At 71.4% G+C, this 26,736-nt stretch carries 24 protein-coding genes and 2 riboswitches; of the genes, 12 read left to right on the forward strand and 12 right to left on the reverse strand.

All coding sequences use genetic code 11. From position 1 onward, the window contains the following. The first annotated feature begins 193 nt into the window (after window positions 1-193). On the forward strand, window positions 194-1,174 hold the full coding sequence (locus FE256_RS05430) for a type IV toxin-antitoxin system AbiEi family antitoxin domain-containing protein (RefSeq protein WP_138173547.1): 981 nt from the start codon (window positions 194-196) through the stop codon (window positions 1,172-1,174). 180 nt (window positions 1,175-1,354) lie between these two features. Here the strand turns inward: FE256_RS05430 and gcvP are convergent, their stop codons facing one another. The 4 genes from gcvP to FE256_RS05450 form a co-directional block, all read right to left on the reverse strand. Continuing rightward, the gene (gcvP, locus tag FE256_RS05435) at window positions 1,355-4,237 is read right to left on the reverse strand and encodes an aminomethyl-transferring glycine dehydrogenase (RefSeq protein WP_138173549.1); all 2,883 of its coding nucleotides are present in this window, start codon (window positions 4,235-4,237) and stop codon (window positions 1,355-1,357) included. Continuing rightward, the gene (gcvH, locus tag FE256_RS05440) at window positions 4,234-4,608 is read right to left on the reverse strand and encodes a glycine cleavage system protein GcvH (protein ID WP_138173551.1); all 375 of its coding nucleotides are present in this window, start codon (window positions 4,606-4,608) and stop codon (window positions 4,234-4,236) included. The genes gcvP and gcvH overlap by 4 nt, the downstream gene beginning before the upstream one ends. Then, window positions 4,605-5,741 carry a glycine cleavage system aminomethyltransferase GcvT gene (gcvT, locus tag FE256_RS05445; protein WP_138173553.1) on the reverse strand — a complete coding sequence of 379 codons (1,137 nt, stop codon included), beginning with the start codon at window positions 5,739-5,741 and terminating at the stop codon, window positions 4,605-4,607. The genes gcvH and gcvT overlap by 4 nt, the downstream gene beginning before the upstream one ends. Before the next feature lie 47 nt (window positions 5,742-5,788). Next, a riboswitch (glycine riboswitch) is annotated at window positions 5,789-5,897 on the reverse strand. Further along, a riboswitch (glycine riboswitch) is annotated at window positions 5,898-5,992 on the reverse strand. 96 nt (window positions 5,993-6,088) lie between these two features. After that, window positions 6,089-7,264: a MarP family serine protease gene (locus tag FE256_RS05450; protein ID WP_138173555.1), complete on the reverse strand. Its 1,176-nt coding sequence runs from the start codon at window positions 7,262-7,264 to the stop codon at window positions 6,089-6,091. Between the two features lie 107 nt (window positions 7,265-7,371). Here FE256_RS05450 and FE256_RS05455 point away from each other — a divergent pair, with 107 nt between their 5' ends. The 6 genes from FE256_RS05455 to FE256_RS05480 are packed head-to-tail and all read left to right on the forward strand — an operon-like array spanning window position 7,372 to window position 13,834. Then, a complete protein-coding gene (locus FE256_RS05455; protein ID WP_374208179.1) occupies window positions 7,372-8,097 on the forward strand; it encodes an NUDIX hydrolase in 726 nt (241 codons plus the stop codon). A gap of 11 nt (window positions 8,098-8,108) precedes the next feature. Next, window positions 8,109-9,440: a quinolinate synthase NadA gene (gene nadA / locus FE256_RS05460; RefSeq protein WP_138173559.1), complete on the forward strand. Its 1,332-nt coding sequence runs from the start codon at window positions 8,109-8,111 to the stop codon at window positions 9,438-9,440. Further along, complete coding sequence (gene nadB, locus FE256_RS05465) at window positions 9,437-10,954, forward strand: L-aspartate oxidase (protein WP_138173561.1); 1,518 nt, start codon at window positions 9,437-9,439, stop codon at window positions 10,952-10,954. Before nadA ends, nadB begins: the two co-directional genes overlap by 4 nt. Continuing rightward, window positions 10,948-11,805: a carboxylating nicotinate-nucleotide diphosphorylase gene (nadC, locus tag FE256_RS05470; RefSeq protein ID WP_138173563.1), complete on the forward strand. Its 858-nt coding sequence runs from the start codon at window positions 10,948-10,950 to the stop codon at window positions 11,803-11,805. Before nadB ends, nadC begins: the two co-directional genes overlap by 7 nt. Next, window positions 11,802-12,941, forward strand: a complete 1,140-nt coding sequence (locus FE256_RS05475; RefSeq protein ID WP_138173565.1) for a cysteine desulfurase family protein — start codon at window positions 11,802-11,804, stop codon at window positions 12,939-12,941. The genes nadC and FE256_RS05475 overlap by 4 nt, the downstream gene beginning before the upstream one ends. Beyond that, window positions 12,938-13,834, forward strand: coding sequence for a glycosyltransferase family 2 protein (locus tag FE256_RS05480; RefSeq protein ID WP_138173567.1), 897 nt, complete (start codon window positions 12,938-12,940; stop codon window positions 13,832-13,834). Before FE256_RS05475 ends, FE256_RS05480 begins: the two co-directional genes overlap by 4 nt. A gap of 33 nt (window positions 13,835-13,867) precedes the next feature. Here the strand turns inward: FE256_RS05480 and FE256_RS05485 are convergent, their stop codons facing one another. Continuing rightward, a complete protein-coding gene (locus FE256_RS05485; RefSeq protein WP_138173630.1) occupies window positions 13,868-15,805 on the reverse strand; it encodes an ABC transporter ATP-binding protein in 1,938 nt (645 codons plus the stop codon). Between the two features lie 212 nt (window positions 15,806-16,017). Here FE256_RS05485 and FE256_RS05490 point away from each other — a divergent pair, with 212 nt between their 5' ends. Further along, on the forward strand, window positions 16,018-17,505 hold the full coding sequence (locus FE256_RS05490) for an MDR family MFS transporter (RefSeq protein WP_252370909.1): 1,488 nt from the start codon (window positions 16,018-16,020) through the stop codon (window positions 17,503-17,505). 12 nt (window positions 17,506-17,517) lie between these two features. Here the strand turns inward: FE256_RS05490 and FE256_RS18565 are convergent, their stop codons facing one another. Continuing rightward, complete coding sequence (locus FE256_RS18565; protein ID WP_289508575.1) at window positions 17,518-17,652, reverse strand: hypothetical protein; 135 nt, start codon at window positions 17,650-17,652, stop codon at window positions 17,518-17,520. 152 nt (window positions 17,653-17,804) lie between these two features. On the opposite strand from FE256_RS18565, the gene FE256_RS05495 reads away from it, so the two are divergent. Then, the gene (locus FE256_RS05495) at window positions 17,805-18,353 is read left to right on the forward strand and encodes a type 1 glutamine amidotransferase domain-containing protein (protein ID WP_138173569.1); all 549 of its coding nucleotides are present in this window, start codon (window positions 17,805-17,807) and stop codon (window positions 18,351-18,353) included. A gap of 137 nt (window positions 18,354-18,490) precedes the next feature. Here FE256_RS05495 and FE256_RS05500 read toward each other — a convergent pair whose 3' ends face one another. Together FE256_RS05500 and FE256_RS05505 are read right to left on the reverse strand one after the other, a co-directional pair. Further along, complete coding sequence (locus FE256_RS05500; protein WP_138173571.1) at window positions 18,491-19,312, reverse strand: Fpg/Nei family DNA glycosylase; 822 nt, start codon at window positions 19,310-19,312, stop codon at window positions 18,491-18,493. A gap of 15 nt (window positions 19,313-19,327) precedes the next feature. Next, a complete protein-coding gene (locus FE256_RS05505; protein ID WP_138173573.1) occupies window positions 19,328-20,752 on the reverse strand; it encodes a flotillin family protein in 1,425 nt (474 codons plus the stop codon). Between the two features lie 173 nt (window positions 20,753-20,925). Between FE256_RS05505 and FE256_RS05510 the strand changes: the two genes are divergently transcribed. Beyond that, entirely contained in the window at window positions 20,926-21,333 is a 408-nt protein-coding gene (locus FE256_RS05510; protein WP_138173575.1) for a glucose-6-phosphate dehydrogenase, read from the forward strand. Window positions 21,334-21,391: 58 nt separating this feature from the next. Here the strand turns inward: FE256_RS05510 and FE256_RS05515 are convergent, their stop codons facing one another. Next, the gene (locus FE256_RS05515) at window positions 21,392-22,360 is read right to left on the reverse strand and encodes an aldose 1-epimerase family protein (RefSeq protein ID WP_138173577.1); all 969 of its coding nucleotides are present in this window, start codon (window positions 22,358-22,360) and stop codon (window positions 21,392-21,394) included. A 132-nt stretch (window positions 22,361-22,492) separates the two neighbouring features. Further along, window positions 22,493-22,663: a CsbD family protein gene (locus tag FE256_RS05520; protein ID WP_138173579.1), complete on the reverse strand. Its 171-nt coding sequence runs from the start codon at window positions 22,661-22,663 to the stop codon at window positions 22,493-22,495. 165 nt (window positions 22,664-22,828) lie between these two features. Here FE256_RS05520 and FE256_RS05525 point away from each other — a divergent pair, with 165 nt between their 5' ends. Continuing rightward, a complete protein-coding gene (locus tag FE256_RS05525) occupies window positions 22,829-24,157 on the forward strand; it encodes a serine hydrolase (protein WP_138173581.1) in 1,329 nt (442 codons plus the stop codon). Here FE256_RS05525 and FE256_RS05530 read toward each other — a convergent pair whose 3' ends face one another. Continuing rightward, a complete protein-coding gene (locus FE256_RS05530; RefSeq protein WP_171024219.1) occupies window positions 24,158-24,691 on the reverse strand; it encodes a GNAT family N-acetyltransferase in 534 nt (177 codons plus the stop codon). It lies immediately after the preceding gene. Window positions 24,692-24,851: 160 nt separating this feature from the next. On the opposite strand from FE256_RS05530, the gene FE256_RS05535 reads away from it, so the two are divergent. Further along, the gene (locus tag FE256_RS05535; protein WP_138173585.1) at window positions 24,852-25,349 is read left to right on the forward strand and encodes a hypothetical protein; all 498 of its coding nucleotides are present in this window, start codon (window positions 24,852-24,854) and stop codon (window positions 25,347-25,349) included. A gap of 22 nt (window positions 25,350-25,371) precedes the next feature. Here the strand turns inward: FE256_RS05535 and FE256_RS05540 are convergent, their stop codons facing one another. After that, window positions 25,372-26,697 carry an MFS transporter gene (locus FE256_RS05540; RefSeq protein WP_138173587.1) on the reverse strand — a complete coding sequence of 442 codons (1,326 nt, stop codon included), beginning with the start codon at window positions 26,695-26,697 and terminating at the stop codon, window positions 25,372-25,374. Window positions 26,698-26,736: the final 39 nt, after the last annotated feature.

The raw sequence follows: 26,736 nt of genomic DNA on the forward strand, positions 1-26,736 counted from the left end.
GGGCGGCACCCCCGCCGGAATCCGCGAAACAGCAACTGCCTGACAAGTCCACTGCAGCGTGCAGTGGAGATGTCAGGCGGATGCAGTCTCGATGGGGCGGCGCGCTCGGCGACCCCTCCTCCCCAGGATGCCGAGGATGCGGGGCGCCTGTGGACGGACGCCACGGGCGGCCGAGGTGCGACAGCCTGGGACCATGATCCCGATTCCGCGTACGTCACCGATCGCCCTCGTACGGGCGGCGGAGCTGACGCACTCCACCCGCAGCATCCGTCGAGGAGAGGTCGTCCCCGTGCTGCGCGGTGTCTACGCCGAGACCGGCGACTGGCAGTCCCTCCCCCGTTGGGAGCGCGATCTCGCCCGCGTCCACGCTCATCTGCTGCGTGACCCGGATGCCGTGCTGTGTCTGGAGTCCGCGGCGCTGCTGTGGGGCCTCCCCACGCTCGGGGCGATCGAGACGGTCCACGTACTCGCGGACGACACGGCGACGTCGCGTCGAGTGAGCGGCATCCGGGTGCACACCAGTGCTCATTCGGACCGGGTGATCGACGAGATCGGCGGCATCCGTCTCACCTCACCCGCCGAGACGTGCGTCGACATCGCCCGGACCCGGCATCCGGCTGCGGGACTCGTCCTGGCGGATGCCACGCTCCGCCGCGACGCGACGATGACCGCGGCCGCACTGGGCGCGCTCAACGAACAGCGCGGCTCGGCGCGGGGACGCCGACATGCTCGATGGGCACTCGAGCGCGCCGATGCCGCCGCGGAATCGCCGCTGGAGTCCACGAGCCGCGCCGGGATCGAGTGGTGGGGGTTCCCGACGCCGGAGCTGCAGCATTGGATCGGACCGTGGGACGACGACGGCGATCGGACCGACATGTGGTGGCCCGCCATCGGCCTGGTGGGCGAGGCCGACGGTCATATGAAGTACGACGGAAGGTTCGGAGACCCGGTCGCCGCGCTCCGCGCGCGCGAGGAGCGAGACCGCCGGTTGCGCCGTCGCGGGGCGCGCGCCGTTGCCCACTGGGCCTGGGACGACCTGGCGGACCCGTCCGCGCTTCGCGACATCCTGCTGTCGGCCGGCCTCTCCCCCGACCGTCCGCCCGATCTGAACCGCCTCGCGGGCCTTCGTCGTCTGCTGCGCCCCGGCCTCCCGTCCGCCACGCCCCTGCCCTGACCCGTCGCCAGGCCTCGACCCCGGCGGCCGTCCGCCCGCGGACCCGCCGAGACTGCCCGCCCGCCAGCGCCACTCCACCCCGCAAAACAGCAACCGCCTGACAACTCCACTGCAGCGTGCAGTGGAGTTGTCAGGCAGATGCAGTCTCGCGAAACGCGACCCACGCCCCGCCCCACCGCGTCAGGCGAACGCCTCCGGCGGGGGGCAGGAGCACACCAGGTTGCGGTCGCCGTAGGCCTGGTCGATGCGGCGGACGGGCGGCCAGTACTTGGTGCGGACGAGCGAACGCTGCGGATACACCGCGGTCTCGCGCGGATACGCGTGCGGCCACTCGTTCGCCACGGCCGCCTCCGCGGTGTGCGGGGCGTTCACGAGCGGGTTGTCGTCGGCGGGCCACTCCCCCGCCGCGACGGCGAGGGCCTCGTTCTTGATCGCGATCATGGCATCCACGAACCGGTCGAGCTCGGCGAGGTCCTCGCTCTCGGTCGGTTCGACCATGAGCGTTCCGGCGACCGGGAACGACATCGTCGGGGCATGGAAGCCGTAGTCGATCAGCCGCTTCGCGACGTCGTCGACCGTGACCCCGGTCTGCTCCTTGAGCGGGCGGAGGTCGAGGATGCACTCGTGCGCGACCAGTCCGCCCTCGCCCGCGTACAGCACCGGGTAGTGCTCGCGCAGGCGCGCGGCGATGTAGTTGGCCGAGAGCACCGCGGCGGCGGTGGCCTGCCGCAGTCCCTCGGCGCCCATCATGCGCACGTACGCCCACGAGATCGGCAGGATGCCGGCGGAGCCGTGCGGGGCGGCCGACACCGGGCCGCCGTCGAACACGCCACCGGCGTGATCGGCGCGCTGCGAGAACGGGTGCGACGGGAGGTAGGGCGCGAGGTGCGCCTTCGCGGCCACGGGCCCCACGCCGGGGCCTCCCCCGCCGTGCGGGATCGCGAACGTCTTGTGCAGGTTCAGGTGCGACACGTCGCCGCCGAGATCGCCGAAGCGGGCGAAGCCCAGCAGCGCGTTGAGGTTCGCGCCGTCGACGTACACCTGGCCGCCCGCGTCGTGGACGGCCTGCGTGATCTCGAGCACGTCGTGCTCGTACACCCCGTGCGTCGAGGGGTACGTGATCATCAGGGCCGACAGCTCGTCGGCGTGCTGAGCGATCTTGGCCCGCAGGTCGCCGAGATCGACGTTGCCGGCCTCGTCGCACGCGACCACCACGACCCGCATGCCCGCGAGGATCGCCGAAGCCGCATTCGTGCCGTGCGCCGAGGACGGGATGAGGCACACGGTGCGCGCCGTATCGCCGTTCGCGTGGTGATACCCGCGGATCGCGAGCAGGCCCGCGAGCTCGCCCTGGGAGCCGGCGTTCGGCTGCAGCGAGACGGCGTCGTATCCGGTCACCTCGGCGAGCCACCGCTCGAGCTGCTCGATCATCGCGAGGTAGCCGTGCACGTCGGCTTCGGGCGCGAACGGATGCACCCGCGAGAACTCCGGCCACGACACCGCCGCCATCTCCGTCGCCGCGTTCAGTTTCATGGTGCAGGAGCCCAGCGGGATCATGCCCCGGTCGAGCGCGTAGTCGCGGTCGGCGAGCGTCTTGAGGTACCGCATCATGGCCGTCTCGCTGCGGTGCGCGTGGAACACGGGGTGGGTGAGATACGCGTCGTCCCGGTGCAGGTGCCCCTCGACCCCGCGGAGCGCCTCGCCCTCGGGAAGCTCCTCGGTCGGCAGCCCGAAGGATGCCACGATCTCGGCGACGTCGGCATCCGTCGTCGTCTCGTCGACCGACACGCCCACCGTGGCGTCGTCGACCCACAGCAGCTGGTAGCCGCGCGCGCGGGCACGGTCCACGACGTCTTGCGCCCGGCCGGGCACGTGGACCCGGACCGTGTCGAAGAACGCGTCCGAGGACAGGTGCAGGTCGAAGGAACGGAGAGCGGATGCCAGGGAGTCGGCGGTCCGCGCGACGCGCGTCGCGATCGCCCGCAGCCCGTCGGGCCCGTGGTACACGGCATACATCGCGGCCATCACGGCCAGCAGCACTTGCGCGGTACAGATGTTGGACGTGGCCTTCTCGCGGCGGATGTGCTGTTCGCGCGTCTGCAGCGACAGGCGGTAGGCGGGGTTCCCCGCGGCATCCAGCGACACCCCGACGAGCCGACCCGGGAGCTGGCGCTCGAGCCCGGCGCGCACGGCCATGTACCCGGCGTGCGGGCCGCCGAAGCCGAGGGGCACGCCGAAGCGCTGCGTCGTGCCCACGGCGACGTCGGCGCCGAGCGAGCCCGGCGAGCGCAGCAAGGTCAGGGCGAGGAGGTCCGCGGCGGCCACCACCAGACCGCCGCGCGCGTGGACCGCGGCTGCGACGTCGGAGAAGTCCCAGATGCGGCCCGTGGCGCCGGGGTACTGCACGAACGCCCCGAAGCACTCCGGCACCTCGCCGGTGAAATCGGTCTCGTGCACGCGGACACCGACGGCCGCGGCCCGGTGGGCGAGCAGCGCCTTGGTCTGCGGGAGCGCATCGGCGTCGACGAGGAACACGTCGGTCTTCGCCTTCGATGCGCGCCGGGCCACGAGCATGCCCTCCACGACCGCGGTGGACTCGTCGAGCATCGACGCGTTGGCGGTGGCGAGGCCCGTGAGGTCGGTGACCATCGTCTGGAAGTTGATGAGCGCTTCCAGACGCCCCTGCGAGATCTCGGGCTGGTACGGCGTGTACGCGGTGTACCAGGAGGGGTTCTCGAGGACGTTCCGCTGGATCACCGACGGCGTGAAGGTGTCGTAGTAGCCGAGGCCGATCATCGGGCGGGCCGAGCGGTTGGCCGCGGCGAGCTCACGCAGTTCGGCGAGCGCTTCGGCTTCGGTCGCCGCCGGGGGCAGCGCGCTCGTCTCGCGGGGGCGGACGTGGATGGATGCCGGGACGGCGGTCTCGACGAGCCGCTCGACGCTGTCGTACCCGACGACGTCGAGCATGCGGGCGCGGTCACCGGCGCCGATGCCGATGTGGCGATCAGTGAAGGCGGCGGGCGCCGTGGCATCCGTCCGGGGGGCGGCGGTGGTCAGGCTCATGCGGTGAGGTCCTCGTACGCGGCGCGGTCGAGGAGGTCGCCGGGCAGGTCGCCGTCGAGGCGGATCTTGACGAGCCAGCCCGCGCCGAACGGGTCGGCGTTCACGAGTGAGGGGTCGTCGACGACGGCGTCGTTGATCTCGACGACGGTGCCGCTCAGCGGCGCGTAGAGCTCGCCGACCGACTTGGTCGATTCGATCTCGCCGCACACGTCGCCGCCGGCGACGGTGGACTCGGTCGCGGGGAGGTCGACGAAGACGACGTCACCGAGCTTCTCGGCGGCGAAGTCGGTGATGCCGACCGTGGCGAGGTCGCCGTCGAGGGCGATCCACTCGTGCTCGGAGGTGTAGCGGAGAGCGGTCAGGTCGGTCATGCGTTCCTCCGGTAGAAGGGAAGGGCGGTGACGGTCGCGGGGATGCGGGTCCCGCGTACGTCGATGGTCAAGGGGGTGCCGGGTTCGGCCGCGGTCGGCGAAACGTACGCCATGGCCACGGGGTGACCCAGGGTGGGGCTGAGGGCGCCGCTGGTGATCTCGCCGACGACCTCGTCGTGGCGGAGCACGGCGTAGCCGGCGCGGCCGGCGCGCTTGCCGTCCGACACCAGGCCGACGAGGACGGGGGCGTCCGCGGGACGCGATGCCAGGGCGTCCTTGCCGACGAAGGCGTCTTTGTCGGTCGCGACGACGCGGCCGAGTCCGGCCTGCGCGGGCGCGATCTCGCGAGTCAGCTCGTGTCCGTAGAGCGGCATCCCGGCTTCGAGGCGCAGGGTGTCGCGTGCCGCGAGGCCGCACGGGACGAGACCGTGCGGGGCGCCGGCCGCGAGCAGAGCGTCCCACAGGTCGCCGGCGCGTTCGACGGGAACGAGCAGTTCGTAGCCGTCCTCGCCGGTGTAGCCGGTGCGCGCGATGAACAGCGAGTCCCCGTCGAAGGTGCCCTCGGTGAAGGCGTAGTAGCCGAGTTCCTCGAGCGGCGTGCCGAGGATCTCGACGGCGCCGACGGACTCGAGGATGCCGCGGGCTCGCGGCCCCTGGAGGGCGACGAGGGCGACGGAGTCGGTGACGTCGCACACGGTCGGTGCCTCTCCCGCGTCTGCCGGCCAGCTCTCGCGGACACGGGCGAACGCGCCGGCCACGGCTTCGCGGTTGCCCGCGTTCGCCACGACCAGGTAGTGCTGCTCGCCCGTGCGGTAGACGATGACATCGTCGACGATGCCGCCGTCGTCGGCGAGCACGAGCGAGTACTTGGCCTTGCCCGTGCGCATCGCCGACGCGCGACCGGCGAGGACGACGTCCAGCAGATCGGTGGCGCGTCCGTCGTGCACCCAGAACTCGGCCATGTGCGAGATGTCGAACAGCCCGGCGGCTTCGCGGACGGCGCGATGCTCGGCAAGGTCGGACGAATAGCGGACGGGCATGTTCCAGCCGCCGAAGTCGGTGAACGAGGCGCCGAGGGCCTCGTGCCGATCGTGCAGCGGCGAGGAGCGCGGTGGAGCGGGGGTGTCGGTCATGAGTTCTGCCGTTCGCGATGACGGTCAGACGCCGGTCGGCGCCTGAGAACTCCCCCTCTGTCATGGACCTGAGAGTTTCGCCCGGGCGGCATGCGCGCGCGGGCTTTCACCGTCGGTGGACCCGCCGGATGTGCCCGGGTCTCTTTCCAGAGTGGCCCGATCGACGCGGTACGCGTACCTGAGAGATTGGCGGGGAGGCTTGCTCCTTCGGTGCCCGGCTGCGTTCGCCGGAGCTCTCCCGCATCGATCATGGGGCCGGTGTGGACTTGTGGCCGCCAGTGTATCCGAGGCGGCGACGCTCAGCCATCCGCCGGGTGGGGACCGATCAGACCCGATCGCCCGCGCGATCAGCGCGTCGTGCAGCTCCCCGATCCCACCGGCGCCGACAGCGACCCCAGCTGCGCGAGGACGGGGTCGAGCTCGGTGGGGGTCATGGCGTACCCGACGTCGTCGTCGGTCTCGGATCGCGCGAACACCACGCCGGCCACTTCTCCCGCGGGGGTCAGGAGCGGTCCGCCGGAGTTGCCCGGCCGCACCGTCGCGCCCAGCGCGTAGATCTCGCGCGGCGCGGACTGGTCACCGTAGATGTCGGGCACCGGGACCGTCCCGGTGGAGAGCACCTGCGCGCCGCCCGAGGTGAACGGACCGCCGTAGGGGTAGCCCTGCACGACGGCGGCCGAGCCCACGGCGAGCGCCGACGAGACCGGCAGGCTGGCGGCATCCAGTCCGTCGACCGCGATGACGGCGAGATCGTCGACCGGGTCGAAGTAGACCACGCGCCCTTCTTTCGCCTCACGACCCGGCAGTTCGACCAGCGGCGCATCGACGCCCGCGACGACGTGCGCGTTGGTGACGACGCGGTCGTCGGCGACGACGAATCCCGATCCGCTGGCGGTGATGCCGCACGCGTAGGCCGTGCCGCTGATGCGGGCGACGGACTGCGCGGCACGGGTGAGTGCGGGGTCGTCGAGCGCGATCGTGGGGGCGCTGGGCACCGGGCCGATCTGGATCAGCTGCCCCAGTCGCGGGATGCCGTCGGCGAAGACGGTTCCGCGGAGTTCGCCCAGCGCGGCGCGCACGGGGTCGGGCGTGAGCCGGTCGATCGTTCGGACGACCGTCGAGGATGCCAGGGCGGTCGAGACGATCGGCACGCCGGCCGTGGTCAGGGTGCCGGCGAAGAACGACAGGGCGAGGGCGGCGGCGGCGAGGTTCACGAGCCCGCCCAGGATGCGCTCGGGCACCCGGAGTTTGATGCGGTCGGCTCCTCGACGGAGCGCATTGCCGACGGCGGTTCCGAGGGCCGCGCCGAGCATGAGCAGCAGCACTCCCGCGGCGACGATCGCGGCGCCGCGCCACATGGGGTCGGCGACCCCCTGCCCCACGAGCGGGATGAGCCAGAACGCAGCGACACCGCCCAGCGCGAGGCCGGCGAAGAAGCCGATCGTGGCGAGGAATCCGCGGGCGATGCCCACGATGAGCGCGAGTGCGAGAAGCACGATCAGCACGATGTCGACGAGCGGCATCCCTACCTCCAGGGTCGTGCCGAAAGCGTACGTCGCGCCGCTGGGAGACTCCCGTTTTGCCCTTCGGGTCACGGTGACACTAAGATCGTCGAGGAGATATGGTCACAATGACACGAACCCGGCAGCCCGAACCCCGCGACAGCGACGTCCGCGTCGCGGTCTCGACCGTGATCTTCAGCGTGCGGCGCGACGCGCACGACGAACCCGTCCTCTCCCTCCCCCTCGTGCGGCGGACGCGAGATCCCTTCGACGGTCGGTGGGCACTCCCCGGTGGCTGGCTCGACCCGGCCGAGGGCCTGGATGCCGCTGCCTCGCGCACCCTCGAAGAGACCACGGGTCTCACCCCCAGCTACCTCGAGCAGCTGTATGCCTTCGGGGCGGTCGACCGCTCCCCCACGCGAGTGGTGTCGATCGTCTACTGGGCGCTCCTGCGGTCGGACGAGGTCGACGCCCAGGTCGCCGCTCATGCGCGCGAGGGCGACGCGCCCGAGAACGTCGAGTGGTTCGACGCGACGAACCTCCCCGCGTTGGCCTTCGACCACAACGACATCGTCGAATACACGCTCTGGCGCCTGCGCAACAAGGTCGGCTACAGCCGCATCGCGCACGGTCTGCTGCCCGACGAGTTCACTCTGGCCGACCTGCGCGAGGTCACCGAGACGATCATCGGCCGCCGGCTCGACCCCGCGAACTTCCGACGCCAGATCGACACGTCGGACACCGTCATCCCGACCGAGCGCTTCCGCACCGGAAGCCACCGCCCCGCCCGCCTGTACCGCTACAACCGTGACGTGGAGCTCGCCGACCGCGGCCCGCTCACGTCCCGTCACTGATCGGACCGCCCATGAACACGACACCCCTCACCCTGCAGCCCCGCGCCGACATCGATCCCTCGGTCGACCACGTCATCCAGGCGATCGTCTCGGGTGCGACGACCGACGCGACGTGCACGACCGACCTCGCCGTCGGCCCGTGGGACTTCGATACGCGTCCGGGCTATGGACCGGGATCGTCGATGGGCGACGTCATCCCCACCGGCGCTCCCCGCCAGGGCGAGCTGCCGCGTGAGTACCGCGAGGCCTCCGACGACGAGCTCGACGCGCGCGTCCGCGCGGCCAAGGCGACCCTCGGCGACCGCGTCGTCGTGCTGGGGCACTTCTATCAGCGGGAAGAAGTCGTCCGGCACGCGGACTACGTGGGCGACTCGTTCCAGCTCGCCAACGCCGCCAAGGCGCACCCCGAGGCCGAGGCGATCGTCTTCTGCGGCGTGCACTTCATGGCCGAGACCGCCGACCTGCTGTCGCACCCCGACCAGGCCGTGATCCTCCCGAACCTGGCCGCGGGATGCTCGATGGCCGACATGGCCGACATCGACCAGGTCGAAGAGTGCTGGGAGCAGCTCGCCGACGTCTTCGGCGACCTCGACACTCCGGATGCCGAGGGCCTCGTGCCGGCGATCCCCGTGACGTACATGAACTCCAGCGCCGCCATCAAGGGCTTCGTCGGTCGGCATGGCGGGATCGTCTGCACCTCGTCCAACGCGCGGACGGTGCTGGAGTGGGCCTTCGCCCGCGGGCGCCGCGTGCTGTTCTTCCCCGACCAGCACCTCGGACGCAACACCGCCAAAGCGATGGGCGTGCCGCTGGAGCAGATGCCGATGTGGAACCCGCGGAAGGCCCTCGGCGGCTCCGATGCCACGACGCTCGAGGACAGCCGCGTCATCCTGTGGCACGGCTTCTGCTCGGTGCACCGCCGGTTCACCGTCGAGCAGATCGAGAAGGCCCGGTCCGAGCACCCCGGCGTGCGCGTGATCGTGCACCCCGAGTGCCCGATGGACGTCGTGGATGCCGCCGACGAGGCGGGGTCCACCGACATCATCCGCAAGGCGATCGCTGCCGCGACCGAGCCGACGACCTTCGCGATCGGCACAGAGATCAACCTGGTCCAGCGCCTGGCCGCCCAGTACCCGCAGCACAAGATCTTCTGCCTCGACCCGGTGGTGTGCCCGTGCTCGACGATGTACCGCATCCACCCGGGCTACCTCGCGTGGGTGCTGGAATCCCTCGTCGCCGGCGAGGTCGTCAATCGCATCACGGTCCCCGCCGACGTCGCCGATCCCGCGACCGTGGCGCTCGAGCGCATGTTGGCCGCGAAGCCGAACGGCGCCGTGAAATGACCCACGTCATCGTCGTCGGCAGCGGCATCGCGGGGCTCACCGCCGCCCTGCACGCCGCCGAACGCGGATGCCGGGTCACGGTGGTCACCAAAGGCGCGCTGGCCGACACCAACACGCGCTGGGCGCAGGGCGGGATCGCCGCCGTCACCGGCGCGGACGACTCGCTCGCCTCGCACGCCGCCGACACGATCACCGCGGGCGCGGGCCTGGGCGACCGTGACGCCGTGGAGACGCTCGTCGCGGAAGGCCCCACCCGCATCGCCGAGCTGGTCCGGCGGGGCGTCGCCTTCGACCGCGGAGCCGACGGCGACTTCGCCCGGGGCCTCGAAGCGGCGCACGCGCGTCCCCGCGTGCTGCACGCCGGCGGGGATGCCACGGGGGCGGCGATCCAGTCGGCCCTGGGGGCGGCCGCGCGCGCGATGACCCTCGACGTGCGCGAGCACACCGTCCTGCGCGATCTCGTCGTCGAGGGCGGCCGAGTCGTCGGCATCGACGTCGAGTCGGGCGGCGTGCGCCGACGCCTCCGCGCGGACGCCGTCATCCTGGCCACCGGGGGTGCCGGACAGCTCTACGCCCACACGACCAATCCGGCCTCGGCCACCGGCGACGGGATCGCTGCGGCCCTGCGCGCCGGCGCCGCCGTGGCGGATCTCGAATTCGTGCAGTTCCACCCCACCGCCCTCGCCGTGGGCGAGGCGTTCCTGGTCTCCGAGGCGGTGCGCGGGGACGGTGCCGTGCTGGTCGACGACGCGGGGCGCCGGTTCGCCTTCGACGCGCACCCCGACGGCGAACTTGCCCCGCGTGACGTCGTGGCCCGTGCCAATGCTCGCGCGATGGCGGCCCAGGGCGGCCGCCCCGTCCGGCTGGACGCGACCGGTCTCGGCGCCGCGCGCCTGGCTCAACGCTTCCCCACGATCGACGCCGCCGTGCGGGCGCGGGGCCTGGACTGGTCGCGGGAGCCGATCCCCGTCACCCCCGCCGCGCACTACTTCATGGGGGGTGTCGTGACCGACCTCGACGGGCGGACCACGATGCCCGGTCTCTACGCCGTGGGCGAGACCGCGCGCACCGGCGTGCACGGCGCGAACCGGCTGGCATCCAACTCCCTCCTCGAGGGCGCCGTGTTCGGCGCCCGCGCGGGAGAAGCCGCCGCGTCGGACACCGCATGGCCGAACGTCGACGCCCCCGCCGCCGTTCCGCTCGCCGCCGTCGCCCCGGCGGCGGACGCGCCGCCGTTCTCGCGCCCGGCACTGCAGCAGCTCATGTGGGACGACGCCGGACTCGTCCGCGACGACGCCGGTCTGCGCCGGGCCGCCGGCATCCTGGCCGCATGGAGCGCCGACACGCGCCCCCGCGGCGCCGAGGACGACGCCCTGCTCCTGCTGGCGCGGCACGTCGTGGCGGCCGCGCTCGCGCGCACCGTCTCGGTCGGCGCGCACTTCCGCTCGGACGAGGCCTCCTCGTCGCCCACCGCCGTATCCGTCCCTGCCACCCAGGAGGCCTTCGCATGCTGACCCGCGCCGCGATCGACCGCGTCGTCACCGCCGCCCTCGAAGAGGACGCCCCGTGGGGGGACCTCACGAGCGAGACCCTCATCCCGGCCGGCGCGACGGCCCGCGCCGAGCTCGTGGCCCGAGAGATCGGCGTGTTCAGCGGGAGTGACGTGTTCCGGGCCGCCTTCACGCTGACCGACCCCACCATCGGGGTCGAGGTGCGCGTCGCCGACGGCGCGGAGTTCGTCCCGGGCGAAGTCCTCGCCGTGGTGTCCGGGCCCGCGCGCGGCGTGCTCACCGCAGAGCGCATCGGCTTGAACTTCGTGCAGCGCATGTCGGGGATCGCCTCACTGACGAGCCGCTACGTCGCCGCGGTGGCCCACACCGGCGCCCGCATCGTCGACACCCGCAAGACGACTCCCGGGCTGCGCGCGATCGAGCGCCAAGCCGTCCGCGACGGCGGAGGGCACAACCACCGCTTCTCCCTCTCGGACGCGGTCATGGCCAAGGACAACCACCTCGCCGTGCTCGCTGCCAGCGGGATGCCGCTGACGCAAGCCCTCGAGAGCGCGATCGCGCGGCTGCCGCACACCACCCACGTCGAGGTCGAGGTCGACCGTCTCGACCAGATCGACGCGGTGCTCGCGGCGGGCGTCGACACGATCATGCTCGACAACTTCTCGCTCGACGACCTGCGCGCCGGGGTCGAGAAGATCGCCGGGAGCGCCGTGGTCGAGGCCTCGGGAGGAGTGACGCTCGACACCGTGCGCGCGATCGCCGAGACCGGCGTCGACGTCATCTCCGTCGGCGCGCTCACCCACTCCGCGCCGGCACTCGACCTCGGTCTCGACATCCGCATCCGCACGACGTGAGCCTGTACCTCGACAACGCCGCGACGACCCCGGTCCGCCCCGAGGTCGTCGACGCGATGGCGCCGTACCTCACCCGCTGGTTCGGCAACCCGTCGAGCCACCACGAGGTCGGCGAAGCCGCGGCATCCGCTCTCGACGACGCCCGCGCGCGCGTCGCGGGCGTCCTCGGGATGCGACCCGGCGACATCGTGTTCACTTCGGGGGGCACCGAGTCGAACAACACCGCGATCAAGGGGCTCGTGCTCGGTGTCCTCCCCCGCGGCAAGCGGCACCTGGTGACCACGGCGATCGAGCATGAGTCGGTGCTCGCCTCTGCCGACTACCTCGCGCGGCTCCACGGCGTCGACGTGACCCACGCCCCCGTCGATGGCACGGGACTCCTCGACCCCGACGACCTCGCCGCGGCGCTCCGCGACGACACGGCCCTCGTCAGCATCGGATACGCCAACAACGAAGTCGGCACGGTTCAGGATGCCGCGACCCTCGCCGCGGTCGCACGGGAGCGGGGCGTCCCCCTGCACCTCGACGCCGTCCAGGCCGCGGGGTGGCTGCCGCTGTCCGGGCTCGGCGCGGACGCCCTCACGATCGCGGGGCACAAGATCGGCGCCCCGAAGGGCACCGGAATCCTCGCCGTCCGTGGACGCCTGCCGCTCGAACCGCTGCTGCACGGCGGCGGACAGGAACGCGGACGCCGCTCCGGAACGCCGGACGTGGCCGGTGCCGTCGCGATCGCCACGGCACTGTCGCTCGCCGAGGCCGAACGCGCTGCGGAGGCCGCACGTGTCACGGATCTGCGCGACACGTTCATCGCCCGAGTGCTGCACGCCGTTCCCGGCGCCCGTCTGACCGGCCACCCGACGCGGCGGCTTCCCGGGACCGCGAGCTTCGTTTTCCCCGGCATCAACGGCGAGACCGTGCTGCTCGAACTCGAACGCCGCGGCATCGTCTCGTCGAGCGGGTCGGCGTGCGCGGCGGGCAGCGACGAGGCGTCGCACGTGCTGCTCGCCCTGGGCATCGACGCGGACGACGCCCGCACCGCCGTGCGGTTCACGCTGCCGCACGGGCTGACGCGGAATCTCGACGTCGTGGCAACCGCCGTCGCCGAGGCGGTCGCCGCCGTAAGATCGCGCGGGTGACTTCCCCCGCGATCACCGTGATCGTCCCCGGTCGCGACGTCGAGGAGTTCGCGCTCGAGGCGCTGCGCTCGCTCGAGGCGCAGACCCACCCGCGCTGGACCGCCGTCCTCGTCGATGACGCCTCGGTCGACGGCACCCGGGGGATCTTCGCCGACGCCGCCGCGGCCGACCCGCGCTTCCGCGTCGTCCGGCATCCCGAACCGCGAGGACTCGGGGCCGCCCGCAACACCGGGCTCTCGCTCGTCGAGACGCCCTTCCTCGCGTTCCTCGACGCCGACGACCGCATGCGTCCGGACGCCCTGGAACGACTCGCCGCGACCCTGGAGGACTCCGGCAGCGACTTCGTCGTCGGCGCCTACGTGCGCCTGCGACCGGATGCCGACGGCCCGGGCTACACCGCCGGGGCCGTCCAGCCCTGGGTGACGGCGGCCACCGATCCCGCCCGGCGCGCGACGACGCTCGCGCAGCACCCCGCGGCATCCGGGAACATCGTCGCGTGGTCCAAGCTCAGCCGGACCGCGTTCTGGCGCGCGCACGACCTGCGCTTCCCCGAGGGTCGCTACTACGAGGATCAGGTCGTCGCGCAGCGGATGTACACGCTCGCGACCGCCTTCGACGTCGTCCCCGACGTCGTGGTGGAGTGGCGGGAGCGGCGCGACCGGAGTTCGATCACGCAGCGTCTGAGCGAGGTGGACGTGCTGCGCGACTACCTCGAGGCGCTCGGTGAGGGCATCGCCCTGCTGCGCGCGGCGGGAGCCGACGCGGCCGTGGCCGAACGCGGGCGACTCATCCGCACCCTCGATCTGCCGCCGCTGCTGCGCCTCGCCGAGACGCACCCCGACCCGACCTACCGCATCGCGCTCGAGGCGTTCCTCGAGACGCTGCCGGCGTAGCGAACCGGCCGCGCGTCGACGCGGCCGAGGCCGTCACGTCGGCGACTGGTCCGCGCGTCGCGTGACCAGCGCCGGCCGCTCGAGGTCGGCGCGGTCGTGCTCCTCCTCGGTGAGGACGAACGACGCCGCCATCTGCTCCGCGGCCAGACCCGTGTACAGGCCGCCCGCGGCGAGGAGCTCGGCGTGCGTCCCGGACTCGACGATGCGGCCCGCATCGACGACATGGATGCGATCGGCTCCGACGACGGTCGACAGCCGATGCGCGATCGACAGGGTCGTGCGACCGTGCGACGCCGTCTCGAGAGCCTCTTGCACGATGCGCTCGGAGACGGTGTCCAGCGCGCTGGTGGCCTCGTCGAGCAGCAGCACGGGCGGGTCCTTCAGGAGCACCCGCGCGATCGCGATGCGCTGCTTCTCCCCACCCGACAGGCGGTAGCCGCGCTCGCCGACGATCGTGTCGTAGCCGTCCTCGAAACCGGCGATGACGTGGTGGATGTTCGCCGCGCGGCACGCCGCCTCGATCTCGGCATCCGTCGCCTCGGGCTTGGCGTAGCGGAGGTTCTCGCGCACCGTCGCGTGGAACAGATACGTCTCTTGCGAGACAATGCCGATGTTGTCGATGATCGATGCGCGCTCGAGGGCCCGCACGTCGGTTCCCGAGAACAGCACCGCCCCGGCGCTGGCCTCGTACATGCGCGGGGTGAGGTACAGGATCGTCGTCTTGCCCGCGCCCGAGGGCCCGACGAAGGCGACGTGCTGACCGGGCTCGACGACGAACGAGACCCCACCGAGGGTCGGACGCGCATGGTCGGGGGCGTCGGGGTAGCGGAAGACGACGTCGCGGAACTCCACGCGTCCCACGGGACCCGGCGCCGCCGAGACGGGGATCGCCTCGGGCGCATCGGCGATCGCCGGCTTCAGGTCGAGGTATTCGAAGATGCGGGCGAACAGCGCCGACGAGGTCTGCACGTCGAGGGCGACGCGCATGAGCCCCATGAGCGGCATGAGCAAGCGCGCCTGCACCGTGGTGAACGCGACGATCGTGCCCGCCGTGAGCGTCCCTGCTCCGCTGCCGACGAGCAGCCCCGCGACGAGGTAGATGATGGCCGGGACGCTCGCCATGATGACCTGCACGACCGCGAAGAAACGCTGACCGCTCATCGCCTGACGCACCTGCAGGCGCACCTGGTTGGCGTTCTCGGCGTCGTATCGCGCGGACTCCGTGCGCTGACGGTTGAACGACTTCGACAGCAGGATGCCGGACACGCTCAGCGTCTCTTGCGTGATGGCCGACAGCTCGGACAGGGACTCCTGCGTCTGCGCCGCGATACGCGCGCGCACCTGCCCGACCCGTCGCTGCACGAGCACGAGGATCGGCATGATGACCACCGCGATGAGGGTCAGCCGCCAGTCGATCAGGATCATCGCCACGAGCGAGGCCACCACCGTGACCGAATTGCCGAGGATGCTGGTGACCGTGTTCGTCAGCACGCCCGAGACCCCGCCGACGTCGTTCTGCAGACGCGACTGGATGACACCGGTCTTGGTGCGAGTGAAGAAGCCGAGCTCCATCGCCTGCAGGTGGTCGAACAAGCGCACACGCAGATCGCCCGTCACCCGATTGCCGACCGTCGCCGTGAACCACGTCTGCGCGACGCCCAGCCCGCCCGAGATCAGGAAGAGCCCGATCATCGCCGCCACGAGACCGGCCAGCAGTCTCAGGTCCACCGGAGAACCGTCGACGGGGAAGAGCGCGTCGTCGAAGATCCGCTGCACCAGCAGCGGCGGGATCACCGCGACCGCCGCCCCCACCACGACGAGCACGACCGTGACCGCGATGCGGGCCCGATAGGGGCGGAAGAGTGAGGCGACCCGCCGCCCCAGGTCGGGAACGCGCGGCGCCTCGGCGTTGCGCTGCCGTTGGGTTTCCGCGTACACGCCGCGGAACATGCTGCCACCCGTGCCGCCCATGCTCATGCCGGTCAGCCTACGTCCGGCCGCCGACACGGCGGCGCTCAGGGCCCGGACATCACGGCACGCTAGGATCAGGCACGCGCTGTCGTCGCCTCCGACCGCCTCGACCCGTTTCCCGCTCGCCGGGAATACGCGCCCGCTTCGCGCCGTTACCTCCGAAGCTCGTCGCCTTCGTGACGCCTGGACGCCTGCCCCGATTGGACCCCGCCTTGGCCGCCACCACCGGAACCTCCACCGCCCCGCCCACATCGGCCTCGGGTGTCACCGCCGAACAGAGCCGCGTCATCTGGCTCCTGCTCATCGCGGCGTTCGTGGCGATCCTCAACGAGACCACGATGAACGTGGCGATCCCGTTCCTCATCCGCGACCTGGGCATCACCGCCGTCGCCGCCCAGTGGCTGACCACCGCTTTCATGCTGACGATGGCCGTCGTCATCCCCATCACGGGCTTCCTCCTGCAGCGCTTCACCACACGCCAGGTGTTCGTCGCCGCGATGACACTGTTCTCGGCCGGAACGCTCGTGGCGTTCCTCTCCCCCGGTTTCGAGCTGCTCGTCGTCGCCCGCGTCATCCAGGCCTCCGGCACCGCGATCATGCTGCCGCTGCTGATGACGACGATCATGACGATCGTGCCGCCGCAGCAACGCGGCCGCATGATGGGGCGCGTCAGCATCGTCATGGCCCTCGCCCCCGCGATCGGACCCACGATGTCGGGTCTGGTGCTGCAGTCGCTCGGCTGGCACTGGATCTTCGGGATCGTCCTCCCGATCGCCCTCGTCGCGCTGTTCGTCGGCGCTCGGTGGATCCACAACCTCGGCGAGACCCGCAAGGCCCCCATCGATGTCCTGTCCGTGATCCTCTCGGCCTTCGGCTTCGGTGGACTGGTGTTCGGCCTCAGCCAGATCGGCGGCGGACACGGTGCCGGAGCCGATGCCGCCGCCGCCCAGTCGGCGTCGACCGTGACCCTCGTCGTCTCGCTCGTCGTCGGCGTCGCCGGCCTCACGCTCTTCGTGCTGCGTCAGCTGCGGCTTCAGAAGGGCGGAACGGCCCTGCTCGATCTGCGGGTCTTCCGCTCGCTGAACTTCTCCCTCTCGGTCACGCAGCTCGGGGTGATGTCGCTGGCGTTCTTCGGGGCGATCACGCTGCTGCCGCTCTACCTGCAGAACGTCTTGGACAAGACCCCCCTCGAGACCGGCCTGGCCGTGCTCCCCGGGTCGCTCGCGATGGGCCTGGCCGGGCCCCTCATCGGCCGGCTCTACGACCGCTTCGGCACGCAGGTCCTCCTCGTGCCCGGCGCCGTCATCACCAGCGGCACGCTGTGGTTCTACTCCACGGTGGGGACGGACACGTCGTTCGTGCTGCTCATCGTCGCGCAGACGGTGCTGTCGATCGGCCTTGCGCTGTCGTTCACGCCCCTGTTCACGGCATCCCTCGGCTCGGTCGCGCCGCAGTTCTACTCCTACGGCTCCGCCGTGGTCGGCACCGTGCAGCAGGTCGCCGGAGCCGCCGGCATCGCCCTGCTGGTCACCGTGATGTCCTCGGTGTCCGCGTCCCACGGCGGAGGACTCGAGGCGGACGCCGCGGGAGCGCGCATGGCGTTCATGATCGCGGCGATCGTCTCGCTGCCGCTCATCGTCGGAGCGTTCCTGATCCGCAAGCCCGCCGACCAGATCGACGGAGTCCCGCTCGCGCACTGAGCTCGATCGGGCTCACCCGATCGAGCAGGAGCCCCCCGCGCACCGATAGGTGGGAGGGGTGCGGTCGTCGTCCGAGGCCTCGGGCGTCAGAAGCGTGAGGATGGGCTTCGACGGGGTCTCGGTTTCGGGGGTGCTCTCACCGGACATGCGCTCCATGCTACGCCCGCGCGCAGGAACGGGGGCCGGTCGTACGCGGGACTTCCGCGGTACCCGGCGGGCACGGCATCCGCAACCCCCGTCCCGGTGTCAGGGCCTCTTCCTAGCGTGGACTGATCCCCACCCCAGCGAGAGGAGTCCCCATGACGGATCTCACCGGAAAGCGCATCGCCTTCCTTCTGACCGACGGCTTCGAAGACAGCGAGCTCACCAGCCCCTGGGAGGCCGTCACCGCGGCCGGCGCCGAGGCCGTTCTGGTCTCTCCCGCAGACGGCACCGTCACCGGGGAGAAGGGTCACGAGCAGAAGGTCGACCTCCCCGTCGGTTCCGCGACGGCCGATGACTTCCACGCACTCGTGCTGCCCGGCGGCGTCCAGAACGCCGACGACATCCGGATCGTGAAGGATGCCGTGCACTTCACGCGGGCGTTCTTCGACCAGCACAAGCCGGTCGCGGTCATCTGCCACGGCGGGTGGATCCTCACCGAGGCGGACGTGCTGAAGGGCCGCACGCTGACGAGCTACCCGACGCTGCAGACCGACCTGCGCAACGCCGGCGCCACGTGGGTCGACGAGGAGGTCCACGTCGACCAGGGCCTCGTCTCGAGCCGTAACCCCGACGACCTGCCCGCGTTCAACGCCAAGCTCGTCGAAGAGGTCGCCGAGGGAAAGCACTCCGGCCAGACGGCCTGACCCGCACGCCGGTCCCCGCGGGCCGCGGTGCCCGCACGCCGAGACTGCATCCCACTGACATCCCCACTGCACGCTGCCGTGGAGTTGTCAGGCGGGTGCAGTCTCGCGGTTTGGGGCGCCGCGCCCCCTCCCACCCGTCAGGCGGAGAGCGGCTGGCAGGACGGGCAGTACTGACCGCCGCCCTTCGTCCCGGGGATGTCCTCGATCGTGCCGCCGCAGTCGGGGCAGGGCTCGCCCGTCCGGCCGTGCACCCGCATCGACGCGACCTTCGCCGCCTTCTGCTCGGCGATCGGGATGCCGTCGCGCGCGGCGACGGCGCCGTCCAGGACCTCGCGCACCGCCGTGTGCAGCCGCGTGACCTCGTCGTCGCTCAGCGAGGCGGCCTGGGCCACGGGAGACAGCCGCGCGACGTACAGGATCTCGTCCGAGTAGGCGTTGCCGATCCCCGCGAGGGACTCCTGCTCCTGCAGCAGCGCCTTGAGCTGCTTGCGTCGTCGACCGAGCGCGGTGACGAGCGCCTCGCGTGAGAAGCCCGGGTCGGCGGCATCCGGTCCGAGTTTGGCGACCGCCGCCACGTCGTCGGGCGCGTCCACGACGTGCAGTTGCACCGACAGCCACTCCCCCGCGTCGGTGATCCCGAGCACGCCGTCGTCGAACGTCACGCGCGCGATCAGCGCCGCGCCGTTCGCGGGAGGATCGGATGCCGTTGCGTCGTCGCTCCACGTCGCCCATCCCGCGCGACCGAAGCCGATCGAGAGGTGGGTGCCGTCGGCGTCGAGGTCGATGTGCTTACCGTGCCGATCGACGCTCCCGACGGTGCGGCCGACGATCTCGTCGAGCGGTCGCGCGCGGGTCTTGAGGGCGCGGAACTCGGTCAGCTCGACGCCGCGCACGACGCGGCCGGTGAGGCGCTCACGCAAGAACCGCGTGAGCGCCTCGACCTCGGGCGCCTCGGGCACCGTCGAGGTTCCTCGTCAGGCCCCGGGCTCGGACGCCGTGGGCGACGTCCCCGAGGTGGATGCCGGTGCGGCCTCGGTGGTCGCGCTCGTCTCGGACGGGCGGTGAGACGCGTCGGCGAAGGCGTCCGCGACGGCACGCCCCTGGATGATCGCGGTCAGGTCGATGCCGGTGGCGGCCCGGACCGCCTCGAACGACGACCGCAGGCCCGTGGCCGACTCGGCCGCGAGGTGGCCGCTGGCACCCTCGCCCCCGAGCACGGTGATGTTGCCCACGCGGTCATACCCCTTGGCGAACTCCGCCATCATCGGCACGAGCGCCTCCAGCGCGCGCTGCGCGAGCAGCGCCTCCTGGTTGTGCGAGAGGGCCTCGGCCTCGGCGCGGATCGCTTCGGCCCGGGCCTCACCGGCCAGGCGGACGGCTTGCGCGTCGGCCTCTGCGCGCACGCGGACGGCGGCCGCTTCCTGCTCGGCGATCTGGGCGCGGGCCTCGGCGGCCTTGATCTGCGCGTACGCCTCGGCGTCGGCTTCCTTCTGCCGCTGGTACAGGTCGGCGTCGGCGACGCGGGCGACCTCGGACTCGAGGCGTGCCTGCGTGTTCTGCGCCTCCTGCTGCAGCACGGCCTGCCGACGCTCGGCACGCGTGAGTGCCTCCGCCTGCTCGGCCTCGGCGTTCGCCCGGCCGACCTCGGCCTTGGCCGCGGCGCTGTTCTTGTCGAGCGCGGTCTGCTCGATGAGGTTGGCCTCGTCGGTCGCGATCTGACGCGCGCGGATCTCGCGGACCGCGTTGATGCGCGCGACCTCCGCCTCGCGCTTGACGCGCTCGACCTCGGTCGCTCCGAGCGCGGAGATGTAGCCGTTGGTGTCGGTGATGCCCTGGATCTGGAAGGAGTCGAGGATCAGTCCCTGCGACGACAGATCCTGCTTGATGCCCTCCGCGATCTGGTCCGCCAGCCGCTGGCGGTCGCGCATGAGCTCTTCGACGGTGAGCGTGGCCACGACGCCGCGCAGCGCGCCCTCGAGCTGCTCGGTCGTGAACTGCTCGATGGCCTTGTCCTGCGAGGCGAACCGCTCGGCCGCGCGGCGCACGGACTCGGGATCGGATCCGATCTTGACCAGCGCGACACCGCTGACGTTGACCGTCACACCGGTGGAAGACTGCGCGGTGGGCTCCATCTTGATCTGACGGGCACGCAGCGAGATCATCTCGCCGCGTTGGGTCAGCGGGTTGACGATCGCGCCACCGCCGGTGATGACGGTGATGCGCGACGAGTTGCCGTCGGCGGCCTTCTGGCGCTTACCGACGATGACCAGGGCTTCGTCGGCCTTCGCGACGCGGTACCACCCGCGAATGATGCCGGCGACGATGAGGATGACGACGATGGCGACGACGAGAGCGATGACGACGACGAGACCGATCGCCCCCAGAGCGGCGAGTTCCATGCTTCTCCTTCGATGGGCACCGCCGAGGCGGCGCGGGGGAATTCTCTCCAACCTATCGGGAGGGTCTCCCGGGCTGTCCACCCCCACGGATCCCCCCGGAGGTCACCACGTGCCGGTGAGGGCGCGTACCGTGGAGGGTGAGGCGGCCCGAACCGCCGCAAGAAGGGTCCCCCATGAAGATCGTGTCCTCGTCGGATTGGCGGGATGCCATCGCCTTCGATGCTCCCGTCCTCGTCGCCGATGTCGTCCCCGGAGAGCCCACCCGTTGCGTCGGGTGCGGAGCCGAGGGAGAGCTGTTCGACCGCGGTGAGTTGTGGGCGGTCAAGCACCGCCATCCCAAGCACCACGGCGGCTTCGTGCGCTTCTACTGCGCCGCGCACAAGCCCGAGCCGGCCCCCGCCCCGCCGGCACCGATCGAGCTCAAGAAGGTGCGCGCGTCCGCCCCGCGCGCCGAGCGCCGCGTCGCCGGCCCGAAGCCCGTGGCGCCGAGCGACCGGCCGTTGCGCACGATGTGCCCCGACTGCTTCGTCGAGGTCTCGGCGGGCGGCGACTGCGGCATGTGCGGCGCACAGGTCGTCTGACGCTTCACGACAGAACCGCCCCGGTCGCGTGCGACGGGGCGGTTCTGTCGTTCGTGGCTCAGCGTGCCGAGATGGTCCAGCCGGCCTCGTGCGAGGCACCGGGGTCGAGCGAGACGACGCCGGTGGCGAAGTCGTAGGCGTCGTCGTTGAAGGCGTCGGGTGCGCACGTCATCGGTTCCACCGCGAGCCCGGCGCGGTGTCCGGGCGTCCCGGGTCCGGTCGGCTGGTCGGCCGTGTGGATCTGCACCCACGCGCAGTCCTCGGCCCAGCTCATCGCCACCCCCGTGCCCGACGGGTCGGTGAGGGTGACGGTCGTGCGACCGTCGGCATCCCGGATCAGGCCGGTGTACGCGTGGTCGATCTCGACGGCACCGAGCACGCGCGCGTCGCGGAAGTCGAAACGCTCCGCGTCGGAGGTGACGGATGCCAGGGCCACCGGCGACAGCCGGTCGGGCGTCACCTCGAGCACGGTGTCGGCCGGGAGGCCCAGCGTCCACTCGTCCAGCGCGGCGGGACCGCCGACGAGGTACGGGTGGGGGCCGGTGCCCCACGGCGCGGGCGTGTCCGACAGGTTCGTCGCCCGGACGGTCTGCGTGAGGCCGTCGGCATCCAGTCGGTACGTGGTCGACACGACGAGCCACCAGGGGTAGCCGGCCTGTGCGGGGACGGTCGCCGTGAGCGTGACAGCGTCCTCCGAGGCCTCGAGCACGTTCCAGTCGACCCACGACAGCAGCCCGTGCAGCGCGTGGCCGCGCTTCGGCTCCGTGAGCGGCAGTCGGTGCTCCTGGCCGTCGAAGCGGTGGATGCCGTCGACCACGCGGTTCGGCCACGGCGCCAGCGTCGTGCCGCGGTAGGCGGGGCGCAGCTCGTCGGCGTCGAACGGCACGACGAGGTCACGACCCTCGTACGTGAGCGAGCGGAGGGAGGCACCGACGCTCGCGATGGCGGCTTCGTAGCCGTGGGCACGGAGGACGACGGGGGTACCCGAGACCAACGTCGGGGTCTCGGTGGGAACGGCAGCGGTCATGCCGCCATTATCCCGGGGATGATCGCCGTGCACGGCACCCCCGGGGCGCGGCGAGCGCCGGGCCTCCGCGTCGCCCTCCGGAAACGACGAATGCCCCGACCGCGACGGGTCGGGGCATTCGGGGAGGGCGACTTACTTGAAGGCGTCCTTGACGTTCTCGCCGGCCTTCTTGACGTTGGCCTTGGTCTGGTCGGCCTGACCTTCGGCCTCGAGACGCTCGTTGTCGGTGGCCTTGCCGGTGGCTTCCTTCGCCTTACCGGTCAGGTCTTCCGCGGCGTTCTTGATCTTGTCGTCGAGTCCCATGTCGGCTCCTCCCGTCGTGGTATTCCGGGTATCTCCCGATACCCTCCACGGTAGACACGGCTTTCGACCCCGTCGGGGGGCTTGAAAAACCGCTCCGGGTGAGGAAGAGCGTGCGACACGAGATCGCGACGGGTGAGGTTCGTGGGAGTGCGCGAGGGGAAACGCATGGGGGAAACGCAGGACCATACTGATGACCTGAGCGCGTTCGCGGGATTGCTGGACAAGGCGCCCGCGGCATCCGGATCGGGCCGGGCGGGGCGGATCGTCCTCATCGTCTTCCTGGCGAGCGTGCTGGTGGTCCTCGGCGCGGGCGGCGGATACGTGTGGTGGGCCTCGGCGGCACCGCTGGCTCCGCCGACCGTCACGACTCAACCGCCCGCCGTCGCTGCCGGCCAACCCGCCGCGATCGGCATGCCGGCGTCGGGGGCGATGCGTGTCAGCGTCACCGGCGGCGAGGACTACCTCGGGGCGGAAGCCGACGGCGCGCGGGTCGCCTCGGGCGGCGACGATCCGCGGCCGATCGCGAGCATCGCGAAGCTCGTCACCGCGCTCGTCGTCCTGGACCGGCATCCGCTCGACGGGGCGAACGATCCCGGCCCCACTCTCGCCTTCACCAAGGCCGACACCGACCTGTACGACCAGTTCTACGTCCGCGGGGTCACGATCGCCCGGATGCCGGACGGATCGAGCATGTCGCTCCACGACGCCCTCGCGACGATGCTGCTGCCTTCGGCGAGCAACTACGCCGTCGCGGTCGCGCGATGGGGCTTCGGGTCGGAGGGCGCGTACGTCGACGCCGCTCGCGCATGGCTCGCGGCGAACGGGTTGGAGTCGACACGGATCGTGGATGCCACGGGCATCGACGAGCGCAACACGAGCACGCCGCGCGACCTCGTGGCGCTCGGGAAGATCGCCAAGGCGAACCCGGCCCTGGCCAGGATCGTGGGGATGTCCTCGATCTCTCTGCCCGGCGGGCCCGGGACCGTCACCAACACGAACGGCCTGCTCGGGACCGAGGGCATCCGGGGCCTCAAGACGGGGAACCTGGGCGAGGGCACCTTCAACCTGCTGTTCAGCTCACTCCTCGACGTCGGCATCGGCGCGCCCTTGACGATCACCGGGGTCCGCCTCGGAGGAGAGAGCCACGACAGCACCGATCAGGACGTCGTGACGGTGCTCCAGAGCATCCGCGCCGGGTTCCACGAGGTGCCGGTCGGGACCGTCGGTGACGAGCTCGGCGAGATCACCACCGCGTGGGGCGCGCGCGCCGAGATCGTGCTTGGTCGCAGCGCGGCGCTGATGACCTGGTCGGACACCCCGGTCGTCACGGCGCTCGACGTCCAGACCCCCGAGCGCTACGCCGACGGCGAGTCGGTCGGCACGATCACCTGGACCGCCGGGCCGAACAAGGCGACCGCCGACGTGAAGATCTCGGGCGAGCTCGAGGAACCGACGCTCTGGTGGCGCCTGACGCACCCGGGCGAGCTGGGCTGATCAGCTCCGCCGCTTCTCGAACCGGAACATGAGGTCGGGCCCGCGCTCGTCGTCGTCGGCCGTCGTCGGATGGGGGCTGTTCGGGTCGGGGTGTCCGGGGTGGAAGAACTCGACGATGTGGAACCCGCACCGGTTGACGTAGAAGTGGATGTTGCGAGTGTCGAAGTACGGGGTCATCGTCTCCCACACCTCGGCATCGGGGTAGTGCTCCTCGAGCGCGCGCCACGTCGCCGATCCCACTCCCCTGCCCTGCGCCGCCGTGTCCATGAACAGCAGGTCCAGACTTCGGCGGCGTCCCCCGTCCTTCATCGAAACGACGGCTCCGCCGACGCTCTGCCCGTCGACGAGCACGTTCCAGGAGTCGGCCCCGGGTGCGTCGATGGACTCCCGGATCTCCCCGACCGAGATGACGGGCTCCGAGCCGGCGTGACCGGGCTCCGCCGCCTCGGCACCGGCGGTGAACGCCTCCTGGAGGCGCACGATGAAGGCGGGCTCTTCTGCCGGCTCGAGCGGACGCAGTTGCACGGTAGTCACGGTGGCATTCTCCCCTGCCTGCCGGCGCTCGTTCACCCCTCCACCGTTTCGATTCGCTGCGAACGACGAACCCGACGCCCATCGGCGGCTGAGGACCGCAGTCGAGCCCCCGGTCGAGTGACCGGGGGCTCGGACGTGCGCTCGACACATACTGGGGTACGTGGACCTCCGACCGTCGCTCACCCCTCCTCGCATCGACACCGCGATCGTTCCGCGACTCGCCGCTCTCGTCAAGGAGATCGACCTCCTCCCTGACGGCGAGGCGGCGGCACAGATCGCGGCGTTCAACACCGCCGTCGGATCGACCCTGGTGCACCAGGACTTCCGGGAGTACTTCGCCAGTCAGTCGGCGGAGGAGTTCGCGAGAGCCCATCTCATCGAACACGCTGTCACCCCCACCCCCGGCATCACGCGGGAGGAGATCGTCGAGCTGTTGCGCCGAGCGATGTCGTCCCGCAGCCAGGAAGACGTCGAGACCTATCACGCCCTACTCCGCGTCAACGGTGCCGGGAAGGCGATCGGCTGGATCTACTGGCCCCCGGATGCCGACGTGATCCCGGGCGCCTGGGACGAGGGGCGGGAGATCGGCGAATACGACCCGTCCGCGGAGCAGATCGCGGAATGGCTGTTCGCGGTTCAGCTGCGGCCCGAAGGCTGACGCACGGGCCGATGGTTGCTCGTCAGCGCTCCGCTGAGACATCGGGCGCGTCCAGAGCGGTCGCCGCGCCCCCGCGCATCGGGAGGGCGGCGACCAGCGTCACCCCGAGCAGCACCGTCAGATACACGACGAAACTGAAACCGCCCGCCGTGGCGTGGTAGACGAGCGGAGCGGTGCCGCCGAACAGCGAGTTGGCCACGGCGTACCCGAGGCCCACACCGAGGGCACGGATGTGGGCGGGGAAGACCTCCGCCTTGGCGATGCCGTTGACCGAGAGGTAACAGGTCAGAACCGCGAACGCGAGGACCAGGATGCCGAAGACCACCGCCGGCGATGTCACCCGGGCGGCCGCGGTCACGAGGAACCCCGCGCCCAGGACACCCGCTGCACCGAAGGCGATGAGCAGAGGCTTCCGGCCGATCCGGTCGCTCAGCGCCCCGCCGAGCGGCTGCATCAGCAGCAGCACGACGAAGGCCGCGAGCACGACCCCGGTCGTCGTGGACTCGGCCGCGTGTCCGCCCGCGGCGAAGGACGCCTCGCGGAGGACGGAGGGCACCGTGACCGTCGCGGTGTAGAACGCCGCGCTGCCTCCCGCTGTCAGCAGGATCACCCAGATGAGCGGCCGCCAGTATGTGCGGACCAACTCGGCGATCGTCGAGGCCGGTGGGGTGGTGAATGGGCCGACCACCGGCGCTGGCTGCGGCTTCGCCCGCGCCCACAGCAGCGATGCCAGACCGGCCGCGCCGCCCGCGACGAACGCGACCCGCCACCCCCACTCCGACACCGCCGCGCGATCGCTGATCAGCAGGAGCACCAGGAGCGTTCCCTGCGCGAGCACGAGACCGCCGACGATCGTGGTGGCCTGGAACGAGGCGAAGAATCCGCGGTGCCCCCGCGTGCCCGACTCCGACAACAACACCGTGGCCGCCGCGTACTCGCCCCCGGTGGCGATGCCCTGAACGACACTCACGACCACGAGGATCACGGCCGCCCACGCCCCGATCGACCGCTCGGTCGGCGCGACCGCGAGAGCGACGGAACCCGCGGACATCAGGGTGACCGCGGCCACGAGTGCCCGTTGCCTCCCCCGACTATCAGCAAGCCGACCGAACAGCCACGAGCCGACCGGCCGCACGACGAAGGTCACGGCAAACAGGCCGTACACAAAGAGCAGCGAGTCCGGTGAGTTGGGATCGAAGAACTCGGTGCGGAAATACGGGGCGAAGATCGCGTAGACGTAGAGGTTGAACCACTGCGCGAGGTTCGGCACGGAGCCCGCGAGGATGGCCCGCACCCGCGCCCGGCGCTCCGGAGTCGACCCCGGTGCGGCCGGTGGGGTGGGTTTCACGCGCCGACTCTAGCGAAGGTCGTCGCGGGAGCGGCCTCG

It is taken from the genome of Microbacterium sp. 5K110, assembly GCF_005774735.1.
GTDB lineage: Bacteria > Actinomycetota > Actinomycetes > Actinomycetales > Microbacteriaceae > Microbacterium.